The 15,920-nt window shown below is 57.9% G+C and carries 12 protein-coding genes; 10 read left to right on the forward strand and 2 right to left on the reverse strand.

The window, feature by feature from the left end; genetic code table 11:
* Positions 1-8: 8 nt before the first annotated feature.
* Positions 9-890: a hypothetical protein gene (locus tag OZ911_RS06590; protein WP_016485387.1), complete on the reverse strand. Its 882-nt coding sequence runs from the start codon at positions 888-890 to the stop codon at positions 9-11.
* 533 nt (positions 891-1,423) lie between these two features.
* On the opposite strand from OZ911_RS06590, the gene OZ911_RS06595 reads away from it, so the two are divergent.
* The 10 genes from OZ911_RS06595 (at position 1,424) to OZ911_RS06640 (ending at position 14,723) form a co-directional block, all read left to right on the forward strand.
* A complete protein-coding gene (locus OZ911_RS06595) occupies positions 1,424-3,235 on the forward strand; it encodes a type I secretion system permease/ATPase (protein ID WP_033731679.1) in 1,812 nt (603 codons plus the stop codon).
* A 12-nt stretch (positions 3,236-3,247) separates the two neighbouring features.
* Positions 3,248-4,573 carry an HlyD family type I secretion periplasmic adaptor subunit gene (locus tag OZ911_RS06600; protein WP_023047784.1) on the forward strand — a complete coding sequence of 442 codons (1,326 nt, stop codon included), beginning with the start codon at positions 3,248-3,250 and terminating at the stop codon, positions 4,571-4,573.
* Positions 4,570-5,985, forward strand: coding sequence for a TolC family outer membrane protein (locus tag OZ911_RS06605; protein ID WP_031311952.1), 1,416 nt, complete (start codon positions 4,570-4,572; stop codon positions 5,983-5,985). The genes OZ911_RS06600 and OZ911_RS06605 overlap by 4 nt, the downstream gene beginning before the upstream one ends.
* Before the next feature lie 397 nt (positions 5,986-6,382).
* A complete protein-coding gene (gene gmd, locus OZ911_RS06610; protein ID WP_023047782.1) occupies positions 6,383-7,414 on the forward strand; it encodes a GDP-mannose 4,6-dehydratase in 1,032 nt (343 codons plus the stop codon).
* Positions 7,414-8,310: a GDP-mannose 4,6-dehydratase gene (locus tag OZ911_RS06615; protein WP_023047781.1), complete on the forward strand. Its 897-nt coding sequence runs from the start codon at positions 7,414-7,416 to the stop codon at positions 8,308-8,310. Before gmd ends, OZ911_RS06615 begins: the two co-directional genes overlap by 1 nt.
* Entirely contained in the window at positions 8,307-9,449 is a 1,143-nt protein-coding gene (locus OZ911_RS06620) for a glycosyltransferase family 4 protein (protein ID WP_268968585.1), read from the forward strand. Before OZ911_RS06615 ends, OZ911_RS06620 begins: the two co-directional genes overlap by 4 nt.
* Positions 9,446-10,555, forward strand: coding sequence for a glycosyltransferase family 4 protein (locus OZ911_RS06625; protein WP_070087013.1), 1,110 nt, complete (start codon positions 9,446-9,448; stop codon positions 10,553-10,555). Before OZ911_RS06620 ends, OZ911_RS06625 begins: the two co-directional genes overlap by 4 nt.
* Before the next feature lie 71 nt (positions 10,556-10,626).
* Complete coding sequence (locus tag OZ911_RS06630; RefSeq protein WP_031311951.1) at positions 10,627-11,598, forward strand: UDP-glucose 4-epimerase family protein; 972 nt, start codon at positions 10,627-10,629, stop codon at positions 11,596-11,598.
* On the forward strand, positions 11,595-12,599 hold the full coding sequence (locus OZ911_RS06635) for an MraY family glycosyltransferase (RefSeq protein WP_016485396.1): 1,005 nt from the start codon (positions 11,595-11,597) through the stop codon (positions 12,597-12,599). Before OZ911_RS06630 ends, OZ911_RS06635 begins: the two co-directional genes overlap by 4 nt.
* Positions 12,600-12,704: 105 nt before the next feature.
* A complete protein-coding gene (locus OZ911_RS06640) occupies positions 12,705-14,723 on the forward strand; it encodes a polysaccharide biosynthesis protein (RefSeq protein WP_016485397.1) in 2,019 nt (672 codons plus the stop codon).
* 109 nt (positions 14,724-14,832) lie between these two features.
* On the opposite strand, the gene OZ911_RS06645 is transcribed toward OZ911_RS06640, so the two are convergent.
* A complete protein-coding gene (locus OZ911_RS06645; RefSeq protein WP_224372456.1) occupies positions 14,833-15,627 on the reverse strand; it encodes a lipopolysaccharide kinase InaA family protein in 795 nt (264 codons plus the stop codon).
* Positions 15,628-15,920: the final 293 nt, after the last annotated feature.

The following is a 15,920-nucleotide window of genomic DNA, read 5'->3' on the forward strand; positions in this document are numbered from 1 at the left end:
CTGTTACTTCAGGCCATTTGGCCCGCTGCAATAGTGTTCTGCTTACTTGCAGAGTTTTCCCACGGAGACTTAAGGCGGGCAGCGTTCATCTTCGTAACGGGGGTAAGGGCGATATGCAGCGCCACCAACGGCTCGTTGCCGGTGGGGCCATGCATCATCTGATTGGCGACCAAGCGTTGTGGCTCGGCATTGCCGAACACAACCAGGCCTGTAAGTTCGTAATGTTTGCGCAATGGGCCCACCAGGCTGAAGCCGACGCACAGCAGGGGCAGGCCCTGCGCGCGGGCGCCGATAACGGTGCCAGTGGAAACATTGCGGCAGGGGCCAGAGCCGGCCACCATGCAGGTATAGAGCAGATCTACGCCGACCGGTTTTTCAGCCCAGTCGACGGCGAAGGATTCGATGAAATCGTCAGTGCCTGGAGCGCCGACCCAGCCCTCACTCGATGCCACCTCACCCGCGTTCTTCAGGTGGGCTGTAAGCATGATGGGGAGTGGCTTAGTGGTCGCAGCAATAGTCTGTGCTGGCTCGGCGGTGGCGACCACCGCATAGGTGCGCATTATGGCAGGCGAAGTGTCGATACGGTCGATGCGAAGGTCGATGGGGTCGATCACTTCGTCAAACATGTGGTACTCGGTGATCAAGACAGTGGTAACGCCACCTTTGACCCGCGCCACAATGGTGTCGCCCAGCTTGGTCAGCATGTTTTTGCTGACGCCCTCGGCAGGGAAGAAGTCGATAGAACCTTTACCTAGCGGTGCTTGCTGCAGGGCAATGCACACCGGCTTGTCGGCAGGGGGTTGCGAGGCGTAGCGGAAGATATACATGCCCGGCTCGAGCAGCGTAACCCGAGAGCTGATTTTCAGGCCGTCAAGGGTCTGCGAAGGCATAGACATGGCGTTGTTAAGCTCCTTTTAAGCAAAAACACTGGTAGCTAACTTGCTCAAACCCGTGCGTGCACCAAACGGCCAGTGATGGCTCCCTGCGAGTGGCGAAGATGCCGTCCGAGGGAAATGTTGTCAACCACGATTTCTAAAAAAAATTTCATATCCGCTGGGAACTTAGCAATCTTGTTAGCACTCGGGGCATGCTGTTTGGAATACCTGAGCGGAACGCAGGGATTAAAAAATTTTACCTAGAAGCAGCGGAAAATCAGAGATTTACGGATTCTTTAGCGCAATATGTTCGCATGGTGCGGTTTTTTTGACATGGCTTCAACTGCTTTTTCTGCGAGGAGAGCCGTTGGTCGCCTGATGCTCACCCGTGCAGAGGCTGGAAAATTCCAGCCAGATTTCTCGTTAGAAATTTCATGATTCAGGCGATTGGTCACGGAACGAGTCGTCTTCCGGACAATCTGACACGCAGCTGTCCCGATGTGGGTGTTACACTGCCCGCCGCTTTCGCCTACCTCAGTATGGATACCATGAGTTCACAACCCGAAAATAACCTGCAGGCTGCCCTCAAAGCTTGTAAAAGCAGCTTCCTTTCGGTCGGTTTCTTCAGCTTCTTCGTCAACACGCTGATGCTAGTGCCTACTTTATACATGATTCAGGTCTCTGGGCGCGTCGTGCCGTCCGGCAGCACGTCAACTTTGTTGATGCTGACATTGATCCTGACCGTCCTGTTGCTGACTCTAGGCTCGCTCGAATGGGTTCGGTCGCGGATTATGGTGCGTATAAGCAATAGGCTAGATGTGCTGTTGAGCAGGGATGTGTACAGAGCCAGCTTTAAGCGGTCACTCCAGAGTGGGGGGGCTGATGCTACAGCGCAGTCGTTGAATGACCTGACGTCTTTGCGACAGTTTTTCACGGGAGCGGGCGTGTTCGCATTCTTCGACGCTCCGTGGTTTCCCATTTATACGGCCGTGATGTTCCTATTCCACCCGTGGTTTGGGTGGATGACGTTGGCGTGTGGATCAATTTTGGCCGTCTTTGCAGTGATTAATCACCGTGTGACAGGTCAGGCTCTAGCCATAGCGAACAAAGAAAACGTAGCTTCCAATGTGATCACGTCTAAGACGCTGCGTAATGCCGAAGTGATCGAGTCCATGGGTATGCTGGAAACGCTCATGAACCGTTGGGCGAAGCGTCAGCGCTACGTGATGATGCTGCAATCACAGGCTAGCGATAAGGGCGGGGTCGTTAGCTCTATTTCGAAAATGTTCCGCATGTGGTCGCAATCGGTCATGTTGGCGTTAGGTGCTTATCTCGTCATTCAGCATGAAATCAATCCAGGTCTGTTGATGGCTGGTTCCTTGTTGCTTGGTCGGGCGCTGTCCCCTATCGATCAAATGATCAACAGTTGGAAGGGCTTTGTCGCTGCCAAGGTGCAGTATGACCGTCTGAATAAAGTCATGGACGACCTTAATAAAGAGCCTGAGCGCATGCCGCTTCCCGCGCCTGAAGGTCATATCCAGGTTGAAAATCTCATCGTCGCGCCGCCGGGCGCCAAGTCCCCAGTACTGCGCAATATCAGCTTCGTAACCCCCGCGGGTTCCATCGTCGGCATCGTCGGCCCAAGTGCAGCCGGCAAGTCCACCCTGGTACGGGCTTTGATGGGTATCTGGCCGCCCCAGCATGGTGTCGTCCGCCTTGATGGTGCGGATATTGCCAGTTGGGACAAGCAAGCCCTCGGCCCTTATGTGGGTTACCTGCCGCAGGACATTGAGCTGTTCGAGGGCAGCATCAGCGAGAATATCGCGCGTTTCGACAAGGTAGACCCTGACAAGGTCGTGCAGGCCGCGCAAATGGCGGGTGTGCACGAAATGATCCTGATGCTGCCGGACGGCTACGATACGGTCATCGGCAGCGATGGGGTAAACCTCTCCGGAGGTCAGCGTCAGCGTATCGGTCTGGCTCGCGCCATCTACGGCAACCCGCGATTGATCGTACTCGATGAGCCTAATTCGAACCTTGACGATGTGGGCGAGCGGGCGCTGGGCGTTGCCCTGCAAAAGCTCAAGGAAACCGGCGCGACCGTGTTCATTGTTTCTCACCGCCCCAATATCCTTACGCGCCTGGACCGCATTCTGGTCATGGCTGGTGGCACCATTTCGCTGTACGGCGAGCGCGACCGTGTTATAGCCGAGCTGGCTGCCCAGCAAGCCAAGCTTCAGCAGCGCGGCGCCCAGGCGGCTGCGGCTCAGTCGCCTACTACCCCGCCTAACACGCCTGCCGCTACGCCGGTTGCGCCCACTGCCGTTGTACCAGCCGCCAGCACCAGCACTGGCGCTTGAAAGGATTTCTAGATGAGCAGTAAAGCGATCACAACGTTCGACCACAACTTCGATGACATGCCTACATCGGATCGCGGCATTCGCCGCATCGGGCTGACCATCGTTTTTGTAACGTTCGGTATTTTTGGTACTTGGGCGGCTTTCGCGCCTCTGAGCAATGCCGTGCACGGCACCGGTGTGGTAACCGTGCAGAATTACCGCAAGACCGTGCAGCATTTGGAGGGTGGCATCGTCAAAGAGCTTCATGCCCGTGATGGCGATCTGGTACAGAAGGGTGACCCGCTGATTGTACTGGATGAGTCGCAGCTGAGCGCGGAGTATGAGTCCACTCGAAACCAATTGATTGTCGCACGTTATAAAGAGGCACGTCTCCGTGCAGAGCGTGACGGCTTGGGTTCGATCCCGCCAGTGACGATGGAGGGTACCGATTCTGACCGAGCGCAAGAAGCGTTGGCCGGCGAGCAGCAGGTGTTCAAGGCCCGCCACGATTCTTTGCAGGGTGAGATCTCGGTCAACCGTGAGCGGATCCAGCAAATGCAGCAGCAGATCGCCGGTCTGAACGACATGATCCGCACCAAAGCAGGCCTGAACAAGTCGTACTCCGGCGAAATCAAACAGCTGAAAGAGCTGTTGGCCGAGGGCTTTGTCGACAACCAGCGGTTGCTGGAGCAGGAGCGCAAGCTCGACATGCTGAAGACTGAAGTGGCTGACCACCAGTCAAGCATTACCAAGACCAAGCTGCAGATCGGGGAGACCGAGCTGCAGATCGTGCAGTTGAAGAAGAAGTTCGATGCTGACGTGGCCAAAGAGCTGTCCGACGTCCAAGCCCAAGTGTTCGATCTGCAGGAAAAGGAAGCGGCGCTGCGTGACAGGCTCTCCCGTGTGGTGATCCGTGCACCGGAAAGCGGCATGGTTCTGGACATGAAAGTGCACACCATTGGTGGCGTGGTCAGCGCTGCCACACCTTTGCTGGATATCGTGCCAGCTCAGTCGGAGCTTGTGGTGGAAGCCAAAGTGGCCACGCGAGACATTGACCGGCTTGAGCTGGGCAAGACTGCGGACGTTCGCTTCTCCGCGTTCAACCAGGCCACCACCCCGGTCATCGAAGGCAAGTTGACCCGCATTTCGGCTGACAGCCTGGTCGATGAGCGTTCGGGCGACCAGTACTACCTGGTCCGCGTCAAAGTCACCGAAGACGGCATGAAAAAACTCGGCAACCGCAAGCTGCAACCTGGCATGCCAGCCGAGGTCCTCATCAACGCAGGCGACCGCACCATGCTGCAGTACCTGTTGAAGCCGGCGCGCAACATGTTCGCTGAATCGCTGATCGAGGAATGATTGTGCTGCGTTTGCTACCTGGATTAATGATGTGCATGGTCGCCTGGCAGGCGGTGGCCGTGGAAGGGCAGGGGGCGGTAGGTGAGCAGCCGAAAGGGGTTTCGGCATCCACGTACACGTTGGACCTGGCGGGGTTGTACCGTGAAGCGCGCCTGGAGGACCCACGGGTCCTCGCCGCTTACGCGCGCGCGCGCTCTGCCAGCGAGCAGCAGCGGGCAGCGCTCGGTAGCTTGTTGCCACAGGTGTCGGCCAACGCCAACTCAAGCCGCATCCTGCGCGAGAACGAGATTAGTCGCGATCTTTACAATACTGAAACTTACTCGCTCAGCCTCACCCAGTACCTGTACAACAAGCCGGCGTGGGAGCGTTACCAGAAGTCCAAAAGCGTAAAAGATCAGAAGGGTCATGAGGCTGAAGATGCGCTTGCAGAAGCTACCGTCGACTTGGCGAAGCGCTACTTTGTAGCGCTTGCCGCCGACGATGAGCTGGAATTGGTGCAGGCGGAGCGCCGCGCAACCCAGAAAAACCTCGACCGCGTCAGCAGCATGTTCGATCGGCAAATGGCTAAGATCACCGACAAGCTCGATATGCAGGCACGGGTGGACTTTTTGCTTGCGCAAGAAGTCGAAGCGCGTAATCAGGTGCAAGTAAGTCGCGAAGCGTTGGCCGAAATCGTCGGCCGGCCGATTACCGAGCCACTCAGCCGAGTGCGCAACGATGTAGCATTGCAAGCTCCCACCCGGCCTTTGCAGAACTGGGTAACCCAAGCTATTGAAACCAACCCTTTGCTCAAGTCGTATCAAAGTGGGGCGGAGGCGGCCAATGCGGCGGTGCGTGAGGGTAAAGGTGAGCACTACCCGCAGCTGGGGTTGAGTTTGAGTGCGCAGCAGAACGACCAAGGCTACGACAACACCCAGGCGCCGCGCAGTGAGAGCTATGTGGCCTCTATAGGGGTAAAAATCCCGATCTACAGCGGTGGTTCTACCTCCGCGCGGGTGCGTGGCCTCTACGATGACCAGCTGGCCGCCGAGGAACAGCTGGAAGGCGTACGGCGTCAGGTGGTCAAGGAAACCACCACCGCCTATCTGACTGCGCAGGCTGCGGTCGAGAAGATTCGCGCTAACCGCAATGCGCTGTCATCGGCGCAGCAGTCCAGCGTTGCGGCGCAGAAGGCGTTCACCTTCGGTGTGGTCAATGCCGTGGATGTGCTCACTGCCGTGCAGAACGAATTCAAGGCGCGCCGCGATCTGTTGAAGACGCAGTACGACTTCATCACCAACCTGTTCCTGCTCAACCGTTGGGCGGGGGAGCTGAATCAGGAAAGTGTGGATAACGTCAATGTGTGGCTGAGCCCGGTGCCGGAAACCAGCTTGCCGGGTGGCGATGTTCCGCGGGTGGACGCTCGCAGCTGATCGGGCTGCGGGCCTTCAACCGGGGTGTTGCAGCGTCTGCCCAATCGAGCGCCCCCCCATTGCGCTCGATATCTTCCCCGCCTCCATAGCCAGGGGCGGGCAAGCAACAGTCGTCCGATTCGGAATATTCCTACACGTTTTGTTGTGGCGGCTTTGGGCCGTGGAACTTATGCTCCCCTCAATGGCGCCTACGCCATTCTGCGGCGCCTGACCGGCCCTGGGTCGTTCCAGGCGAGCTCATAGCTGCCAGCGTGTGTCGCGCCAGTACTTTGTAAGTCGAGTAGTGCGTACGACCTATGTATACTTCGGCATGGAACCGAAAATGCGTGGCTGGAACTGCCCGCGTCAAACCTATTAACACATGCCCGCACGGCACTATCGGAGTTGGTTAAGTCGCATGAAAGCAATCGTTACTGGGATCACTGGTCAAGACGGCGCCTACCTGGCGGAACTGCTGCTGGAAAAGGGCTATACAGTCTATGGCACCTATCGTCGTACCAGCTCGGTTAACTTCTGGCGCATCGAGGAGTTGGGCATTCACACCAACCCTAACCTGCACCTGGTCGAGTACGACCTCACCGACCTGTCGGCCAGCATTCGCCTGCTGCAAACCACGGAAGCCACCGAGGTATACAACCTCGCTGCGCAGAGCTTTGTTGGCGTATCGTTCGAACAGCCACTGACCACCGCCGAAATCACCGGCCTGGGTGCTGTGAACCTGCTCGAGGCCATTCGTATCGTCAATCCGAAGGCACGTTTCTATCAAGCGTCGACTTCGGAAATGTTCGGCAAGGTCCAGGAAATTCCACAGGTCGAGACCACCCCGTTCTACCCGCGTAGCCCTTACGGCGTGGCCAAGCTGTACGCTCACTGGATGACCATCAACTACCGTGAGTCGTATAACATCTTTGCCACCAGCGGCATCTTGTTCAACCATGAGTCGCCACTGCGCGGCCGTGAGTTCGTGACCCGCAAGATCACCGACTCGGTGGCCAAGATCAAGCTGGGCCTGCTGGACAAGCTGGAGCTGGGCAACCTCGATGCCAAGCGCGACTGGGGCTTTGCCAAAGAGTACGTCGAAGGCATGTGGCGCATGCTGCAAGCTGAACAGCCTGATACCTTCGTGCTCGCCACCAACCGCACCGAAACCGTACGTGACTTCGTGTCCATGGCGTTCAAGGCTGCCGGCATCGAAATCCACTGGAGCGGCAAGGACGAGGCAGAGCAGGGTACCTGCGCAGCCAGCGGCAAGGTACTGGTTGTCATCAACCCGAAATTCTACCGCCCGGCCGAAGTCGAGCTGCTGATCGGCAACCCTGACAAGGCCAAGCAAGTGCTGGGTTGGGAACCAAAAACCAGCCTGGAAGAGCTGTGCCGCATGATGGTCGAAGCCGACCTGCGTCGTAACGAAAAAGGGTTCTCGTTCTGATGCAAATGGCCAGTAAACGCGCGCTGATTACAGGTATTCACGGGTTCACCGGCCGTTACATGGCGGCCGAATTGCGGGCCAGTGGCTACGAAGTTTTCGGGACTGGGAGCCAGCCTTTGCAGGCCCCCGACTATCGTCAGGCCGATCTGACCGATGGGCCGGGCCTGCGCGCGTTGCTGGCCGAACTGCAGCCAGATGTCGTCCTGCATCTGGCTGCCATAGCTTTTGTCGGGCATGGTGCCGCCGATGCGTTCTATCAAGTCAACCTGATAGGCACACGGAACCTGCTCGAAGCCATTGCAGCCTGCGGCAAAACACCAGAATGTGTGTTGATTGCCAGCAGTGCCAACGTGTATGGCAACGTTTCCGAAGGGATGCTGGGCGAACAGACCCCACCGGCGCCCGCCAATGATTACGCGGTCAGCAAACTGGCCATGGAATACATGGCGCGGCTGTGGTGTGACCGGTTGCCTATCGTCATCACGCGTCCTTTCAATTACACCGGTGTTGGGCAGGCAGACAACTTCCTGCTGCCCAAGATCGTTTCGCACTTCCGCCGCAAGGCTGACACCATCGAGCTGGGCAATCTCGATGTCTGGCGGGACTTCAGTGATGTACGTGCAGTCGTGCGGGCATATCGTGGCCTGATCGAGGCGCGCCCGTTGGGGCAGGTGGTCAATGTAAGCTCGGGCTCTACCCACTCGCTGCGTGAAGTTATTGGCAAATGTTCCGCCATCACTGGGCATTCCATCGAAGTACAGGTTAACCCGGCATTTGTTCGCGCCAATGAGGTCAAGACCCTGTGCGGTGATAACAGTTTGCTGAAAGCGCTGGTGCCCGGCTGGCAAACACCCTCGCTGGATGACACCTTGGGATGGATGCTTGCTGGTAAATGAAGCTCATCCTTTCTGTCGAGCCGGTGCGCTTCCCTCTTACCGGTATCGGGCGCTACACCTACGAGCTGGCTTCCCGCCTGCAACAAAGCAGCGAACTAGAAGAGTTGCGCTTGTTCGCCGGGCGCAGATTCTTGCAGGCGCTGCCTGAGGCTACCGATAAATCGGATGCCGTGCATGGCTTGAAGCGTCTGGTGCAAAAAAATGCGCTGGCAGTGGAGGCCTATCGGCGCTTGATGCCGTATTTGCGTGAGCGTGCGTTGCGTGGCCATGATGACTTCATCTATCACAGCCCCAATTACTACCTGCCAAAGTTCGCCGGCCGTACCGTGGCGACATTCCACGACTTGTCGCCCTTCACCTGGGCGCATTGCCATGCGCCGCAAATTGCCCGCTATTTGCAGAAGGAGCTCAAGCTGACACTTGAGCGTGCAGATGCGCTCATCACCGATTCGAGCTATACCCGACAGGAATTGGCGGACTATTTTGCCTGGCCGCTTGAGCGTATTCACACCGTTCCGTTGGCCAGCTCGCCAGAGTTCCACCCCCGTCCGTATGTAGCGTTGCGCGAAGCGCTGTCGCGTCATGTCCTTGAGCCGGGTGGCTATAGCCTGTTCGTCGGCACCATTGAGCCGCGCAAGAATATCGAGACCATGCTGGATGCTTACGGTCGGTTGCCTCTTGCATTGCGCCAGCGCTGGCCGCTGATCCTTACGGGCTACCATGGCTGGCGCAGCGAGGCGATCCACGGCCGCATTGCCCAGGCACAACAGCAAGGCTGGGCGCGCTATCTCGGTTTTGTTGCCAGCGAAGACTTGCCCCTGCTGTTTGCCGGAGCACGGCTGTTCACCTTCCCATCCCATTATGAAGGGTTTGGCTTGCCCGTACTCGAGGCCATGAGCTCAGGGGTGCCTGTGGTGTGTTCCAACAGTTCTTCGCTGCCGGAAGTTGCAGGGCCGGCGGCGTTGATGTGCTCGCCCGACGACGTGGAGGGCCTGACTGCATTGTTGTGCCAGGGCCTGGAAGACGAAACCTGGCGCGCAACTGCGGTGCAGCAGGGGCTGCAGCATGCCGGGGGTTTCTCTTGGGAGCGCTGTGCACAGGCAACCATCGAGGTCTATAAATCGGTCAGGGAACGATGATCAAGGTCCTGCATTTTTTTAAAACGTATTACCCCGACTCCATGGGGGGTATCGAGCAAGTCATTTTTCAGATTGCAGAAGGTACTCAGGCCCATGGCGTGCAACCCGAGGTGCTATACCTGAGCCCGCGCGGCGCTGCGCGCAATGAAACAGTGGGCAATCATGTAACGCACCGATCCAAGCTTGATTTGCATGTGGCCTCGACCGGCTTTTCGTTGTCGGCCATGAAGGACTTTGCCGAGTTGGCCGCCCAGGCTGACATTGTGCATTACCATTTCCCTTGGCCCTACATGGACCTGGTGCATTTCCTGGCGCGGCTGAACAAGCCCACGGTGGTCAGCTACCATTCCGACATCGTCAAGCAGAAGTGGCTATTGAAGCTATATCAGCCGTTGATGAACCGGTTTTTTGCCAGCGTTGACCGGATAGTAGCATCCTCGCCCAACTATGCTGCGCACAGCCCAGTGCTGACGCGGTTCAAGGACAAGGTCGAAATTATTCCCTACGGTCTCGACCGTGGCACCTATCCCAAGGCGTCGGTTGAAAAACTGGCTTATTGGCGTGCACGTCTGGGCGAGCGCTTCTTCCTCTTCGTAGGGGCCCTGCGCTATTACAAAGGGCTGGATTATCTACTGGAAGCCGCGCACATCAATCGGTTGCCGGTGGTGATCATGGGCGGCGGCTTTCTTGAGGCGCAGCTCAAGGCGCAGGCGCAGCAGAAGGGCCTTGGCAACGTACAGTTCCTGGGTGGCCTTGGAGATGACGACAAGGCAGCGTTGCTTGAGCTGTGCTATGCATTTGCCTTCCCGTCCCACCTGCGCTCCGAGTCATTCGGCATCTCACTGCTGGAAGCGGCGATGTATGGCAAACCGTTGATTTCCTGTGAAATGGGTTCTGGTACCACCTTCATCAATTTGGCTGGCGAGACCGGTCTTGTGGTGCCGCCGCGTGACGCTGCAGCGCTGGCTCAGGCCATGCAACGCTTGTGGGATGACCCGACGTTGGCGCAAGCCATGGGCGCCAAGGCACTGCAGCGTTACGAGGAAGTATTTACCGCATCGGCAATGGCCAGTGCGTATGCCGGCCTCTACCGTCGCCTGTTGTAAGCGTTACCCACCCGATGGGCTACGCTGCCGTTCAGCCTTGGCGGCACTTGGGTAAATTGAGATCTGATTTCATGGAACGACGCACCATTCTTGTTACAGGCGCCAGCGGTTTTGTCGGCAGCGCAGTCTGTAGTCGGCTGGCAACGATGGGTAGCTTCGCAACCCGTGCGGCTTTGCGTGGCACTGGTCGCGGAGATACCACGGGCGTTCAGGTTGTGACGGTAAGCGACCTGGCTGCCACCACCGATTGGGCACCGGCACTGGCAGGTGTCAGCGTTGTGGTGCATGCCGCAGCCCGGGTGCATGTGATGAAAGAAACCGCCGCCGATAGTTTGGCCGAGTTCCGTCGGATCAATGTCGAGGGCACCCTCAACCTGGCCCGCCAGGCAGCGGCAGCTGGTGTGCGGCGTTTTATTTTCATCAGTTCGGTCAAGGTCAATGGTGAGGCGAGTCAACCCGGCCGGCCCCTGTGCGCCGACGACGCACCGGCACCTCAGGATGCTTACGGCGTGTCCAAGCATGAAGCGGAGCAGGGGTTGCGCCAACTGGCGGCAGCTACCGGCATGGAGGTTGTAGTCATCCGCCCGGTGCTGGTTTACGGGCCAGGTGTCAAAGCCAATTTCCGCAGCATGATGCGCTGCGTGCAACGGGGCTTGCCCCTGCCTTTCGGCGCGGTTGATAACCGTCGCAGCCTGGTGTCGCTGGCAAATCTGGTCGATTTGATCATCACTTGCATCGACCACCCGGGCGCCGCTAACCAAACCTTCCTGGCCAGTGACGGCGAAGATGTCTCGCTGGCGTATCTGTTGCGTGCGCTTGGCCGTGCACTGGGCAGGCCCGCCCGGCTTTTGCCTGTGTCCTCAGCCCTGTTGCACGGGGCAGCCCGGCTGATTGGCCGACAGGACCTTGCCCAGCGCTTGCTCGGCTCGCTGCAGGTGGACATCGATAAAAACCGGCAACTGCTCGGCTGGCGCCCCCCTTACACGTTGGAGCAAGGACTGAACATGGCCGCTCGATCTTTTCTGGAAAACCGCCGCGTATGATATGGCTGATCGTCGTGGCAGGCGTCGCGTCCTGGTGTATGACCGCAGTATTGCGCCGCTATGCGCTGTCGCGCAGCCTGCTGGATATCCCCAATGCTCGTAGCTCGCATACCTTGCCAACCCCCCGTGGTGGTGGCCTGTCATTCGTGGTGGCGATGCTGGTTGCCATGCTTGGCCTGGCTTGGGCCGGGTCCATCGCTCCGGTACAGCTGGTCAGCTTGCTGGGTGCGGGGGGGCTGGTTGCCCTGATCGGCTTCATGGATGACCACGGGCACATCGCTGCACGGTGGCGTTTGCTGGGGCATTTCGCAGCGGCCGGATGGGGGCTTGCCTGGCTTGGCGGGATGCCGCCTCTTTCTGTCTTCGGCCTGGCGCTGGGGCCGGTCTGGTTAAGCAGCATCATAGGGGTACTGTATCTGGTGTGGCTGCTCAACCTTTACAACTTCATGGACGGCATCGATGGCCTTGCCAGTATTGAGGCCATTTGCGTATGTCTGGGCGGGGCCTTGCTTTACTGGGTTAGCGGCCATGCTCAGGCTGCATGGCTGCCGCTATTACTGGCGGCGTCCGTGGTTGGCTTCCTGTGCTGGAACTTCCCGCCCGCCCGCATCTTCATGGGCGATGCAGGCAGTGGCTTCCTCGGCATCGTGCTGGGTTTGCTGGCATTGATGGCGGGTTCGGTAAACCCGCTATTATTCTGGGGGTGGTTAATACTTTTGGGTGTGTTTGTAGTCGACGCCACATTTACCCTGGGGCGTCGCCTGTTGCGCGGTGAAAAGGTTTACGAAGCACATCGTAGTCATGCCTATCAGTATGCTTCGCGCCACCACGGCAGCCATCGGCCTGTAAGCCTGGCGGTGGCGGCGATCAACCTCGCTTGGCTGTTGCCAATAGCGCTGGCGGTGGTGCTCTTCAAGGTTGATGGCGCCACGGGAACCCTGGTCGCTTATGTGCCTCTCATAGTCTTGGCGGTCACCTACCATGCAGGGAAAAAGGAATAGGATGGGCGGGCAAGGAGGCCATCGTAGAGAGCTGCTAACGCCGTGGTATGGCCGGCCAGCGCTCAGGTCATTCAAACGAGGTTCTTTTGCGCTGAGGAGTGCCGAATGAGCGACGAGAAGAAAGACAGAATGCGCCAGTATCTGGTCAATCTGTCCCGGCGTCAGAAGCGGCTCATTCAGGTGTGTACGGACATCTCGCTGATCTGGTTCGCGTTGTGGCTGTCCTTTATCGTGCGCTTGGGCCTCGATGAAATGTACAACCCCATCGTCACGCACGCCTGGCTGTTCGTGGCTGCTCCTGCGGTGGCCATCCCGTTGTTTATACGGTTTGGCATGTACCGGGCAGTGATGCGCTATTTTGGCAATGATGCCCTCGTCACCATCATCAAGGCTGTGACACTGTCATCGCTCATTCTGGCGGTGGTGGTGTATTGGTACAGTAACCATCAGGTTGTTGTGCCGCGGTCGATCATTTTCAATTACTGGTGGTTGAGCATGGTCATCATCGGCGGTTTGCGCCTGATCATGCGGCAGTATTTCCTGGGTGACTGGTTCACCGGGGCTCATCAGATTCCGTTTGCCAATCGCGATGACGGCCTGATCAAAGTAGCTATCTACGGAGCGGGTACGGCAGGCAATCAGCTGCTGGCTGCGCTGCGAATGGGGCGGGTGATGCGGCCCGTGGCGTTTATCGATGACGATAGCGACCTTGCCAACCGTGTCATTTCGGGCTTGCAAGTCTACAAGCCCAAGCATTTGCAACAGATGATCAAGGAAACGGGGGCTCAAGAAATTCTTCTGGCGCTACCCTCGGCCTCACGCGCAAGACGAAAGGAAATTCTTTCTTTCCTTGAGCCTTACCCATTGCACGTACGGAGCGTGCCAGCTTTCGCCGACCTGGCCAGTGGCCGGGTAAAAGTGGATGACATTCAGGACGTAGACATCGCCGATCTGCTGGGGCGTGACCCGGTTCCCGCCCAGGAAGGGCTGCTTGAGCGCTGCATCTACAAGCAAACCGTGTTGGTCACCGGGGCGGGGGGCTCCATAGGTGCCGAGCTGTGCCGCCAGATCATCGGGCTGGGGCCTACCACGCTACTGTTGTTCGATCACAGTGAATTCAACCTTTACAGCATTTTGAGTGAGTTGGAACAGCGCATCTTGCGTGAGTCGCTATCGGTAAGGCTGTTGCCGATTCTGGGCTCGGTTCGCAATCAGCAGCACCTGGTTGATGTAATGGCCACCTGGCGCGTCGATACGGTCTACCATGCGGCAGCCTACAAGCATGTGCCGATGGTCGAGCACAACATCGCCGAAGGTATTCTCAACAATGTTTATGGCACGTTGTGTACTGCCCAGGCAGCACTGCAGACCGGTGTCGCCAACTTCGTGCTCATTTCCACCGACAAAGCCGTGCGGCCGACTAATGTCATGGGCAGCACCAAGCGGTTGTCCGAGCTCATCCTGCAGGCGCTGAGCCGCGAGGCGGCACCGGTGATGTATGGAGACAGCAGCAAGATTGCCCGGGTGAACAAGACCCGGTTCACCATGGTGCGCTTTGGCAACGTTCTGGGCTCTTCCGGGTCGGTGATTCCGCTGTTTCACAAGCAGATCAAGGCGGGTGGGCCGTTGACGGTAACTCACCCGAAAATTACCCGTTACTTCATGACCATCCCCGAAGCTGCCCAACTGGTGGTGCAGGCCGGTGCCATGGGGCAGGGCGGCGATGTGTTCGTGCTGGATATGGGTGAGCCAGTACGCATTGTCGAGCTGGCCGAAAAAATGATCCACCTCTCGGGGCTGAGTGTGCGCAGCCAGGGCAACCCGCAGGGCGATATCGCCATCGACTTCACGGGGCTACGCCCCGGTGAAAAGCTCTACGAAGAGTTGCTTATCGGCGATGACGTATCGCCCACAGCCCACCCGATGATCATGGCCGCCAACGAAGATTTCCTGGCGTGGGATTTTCTGCGTGAGCGGCTGACCCAGTTGCTGGCTGCGGTTGCCGACGATGACTTCACCCGTGTGCGACAGTTGTTGCGAGAACTGGTCAGTGGTTACTCGCCTCAGGGAGAAATTGTGGATTGGGTGTATCTGCAGCGGCGCCAAGGGCTGTTGGACCGATAGGGCGGCAGCTAATGCGGCCCGCTTGCCGGCGATGGCCGCATAACCGCCTTGATTGATTAACCGCTGCCCTGGGGCAAGTTCGTCGCTACAGCTTAAACCCGCTCTGGCCCTACCAACGGCTCTGCAGTACGCCGTTGTTGAAGATGTCACGCCGCTCCAGGCGCCCCACCTCCTGATGCTTGGCCAATGCATAAATGCGGTCGAAACCCGCGCGACCAATGTTCGGGAAATACGTGGCCAGCGCCTGCTCTACCGCGCTGTCATAGTCCGCTTCGGTGATGTACCGATAAATCTCTCGGAAGTAGATAAAACCAAACTGGAAGCCCAGGATTTCATCCGGGTAATCCGTTTGGCCGAAGAAGCAGTTTTCCAGGTCGATGGCGCGAGCTTTACCCTGTTGGGGCAGCATGACATTGGCAACCCACAGGTCCATATGCGTAATGCCTCGGCGGTGCAATGCATGCAGCAGCTCGAAGGTAGCCTCTATCACGGCGCTCACTGCTGCGGGCGCCTCACGGGCTTTGCTCAACCCGTCGACGTGATCGTGCAGCAACTCGGTAATCAGGAAAAAGTCCTGGATCAGCCCAAGTTTCGAGCTGGTGTATCCATAACCGATCAGCCCCGGTACCCGGGCGCCTCGCTTGGCCGCTTCACGCGTGTTAATCAGCTCTTCAATGGGCCAGTCGTACATCCCGTTGCGCTTTGGGTTACCACGTTGCATGCGCCATTTTTTTTTCAGTGAGTCGAGCTTTTCGCGTTTGGCAAAAAGCTTGCTGGCGCTACACGGGAGCGGCGCACTCACGCGTTTGGCGGTTGGCGTCTGTTCCACCAACTGCTCGATAGCTTGCCGGGTATGGCTGGGGAGGACGGTTTGAAAATGCAGGGTGGCATCACGATAACGCACAACATGGGGGTACTCGTTTTGCCAAACCCGGGGATCGCCTACCACGTCACATCCTTATGGAATCAAAATGCCATCAGCCTAATGGATCCAATGATACATTTCTCTGCCTTATTCCGTACACTTTTTTACAATTCTGCACGATGAGCGGGAGAAGTCACCTTCATGGCTGGCAACCGGCTATTAGCAGCACATACAATGCCAGGTTGCTTTACATGGGCACGCAAGCACCAAGCAGTCTTTCAGTTCAGGGGCCAAACAGTTGCTGCTACCCAGGCCCCGCTGCAGTGGGGCTA

This window comes from Pseudomonas fortuita, from assembly GCF_026898135.2.
Taxonomy (GTDB): domain Bacteria; phylum Pseudomonadota; class Gammaproteobacteria; order Pseudomonadales; family Pseudomonadaceae; genus Aquipseudomonas; species Aquipseudomonas fortuita.

Bases quoted from the DNA above. Each gene is read 5' to 3' on its own strand.
- OZ911_RS06590 (WP_016485387.1), bottom strand. From the start codon at position 890: ATGCCTTCGCAGACCCTTGACGGCCTGAAAATCAGCTCTCGGGTTACG.
- OZ911_RS06595 (WP_033731679.1), top strand. From the start codon at position 1,424: ATGAGTTCACAACCCGAAAATAACCTGCAGGCTGCCCTCAAAGCTTGT.
- OZ911_RS06600 (WP_023047784.1), top strand. From the start codon at position 3,248: ATGAGCAGTAAAGCGATCACAACGTTCGACCACAACTTCGATGACATG.
- OZ911_RS06605 (WP_031311952.1), top strand. From the start codon at position 4,570: ATGATTGTGCTGCGTTTGCTACCTGGATTAATGATGTGCATGGTCGCC.
- gmd (WP_023047782.1), top strand. From the start codon at position 6,383: ATGAAAGCAATCGTTACTGGGATCACTGGTCAAGACGGCGCCTACCTG.
- OZ911_RS06615 (WP_023047781.1), top strand. From the start codon at position 7,414: ATGCAAATGGCCAGTAAACGCGCGCTGATTACAGGTATTCACGGGTTC.
- OZ911_RS06620 (WP_268968585.1), top strand. From the start codon at position 8,307: ATGAAGCTCATCCTTTCTGTCGAGCCGGTGCGCTTCCCTCTTACCGGT.
- OZ911_RS06625 (WP_070087013.1), top strand. From the start codon at position 9,446: ATGATCAAGGTCCTGCATTTTTTTAAAACGTATTACCCCGACTCCATG.
- OZ911_RS06630 (WP_031311951.1), top strand. From the start codon at position 10,627: ATGGAACGACGCACCATTCTTGTTACAGGCGCCAGCGGTTTTGTCGGC.
- OZ911_RS06635 (WP_016485396.1), top strand. From the start codon at position 11,595: ATGATATGGCTGATCGTCGTGGCAGGCGTCGCGTCCTGGTGTATGACC.
- OZ911_RS06640 (WP_016485397.1), top strand. From the start codon at position 12,705: ATGAGCGACGAGAAGAAAGACAGAATGCGCCAGTATCTGGTCAATCTG.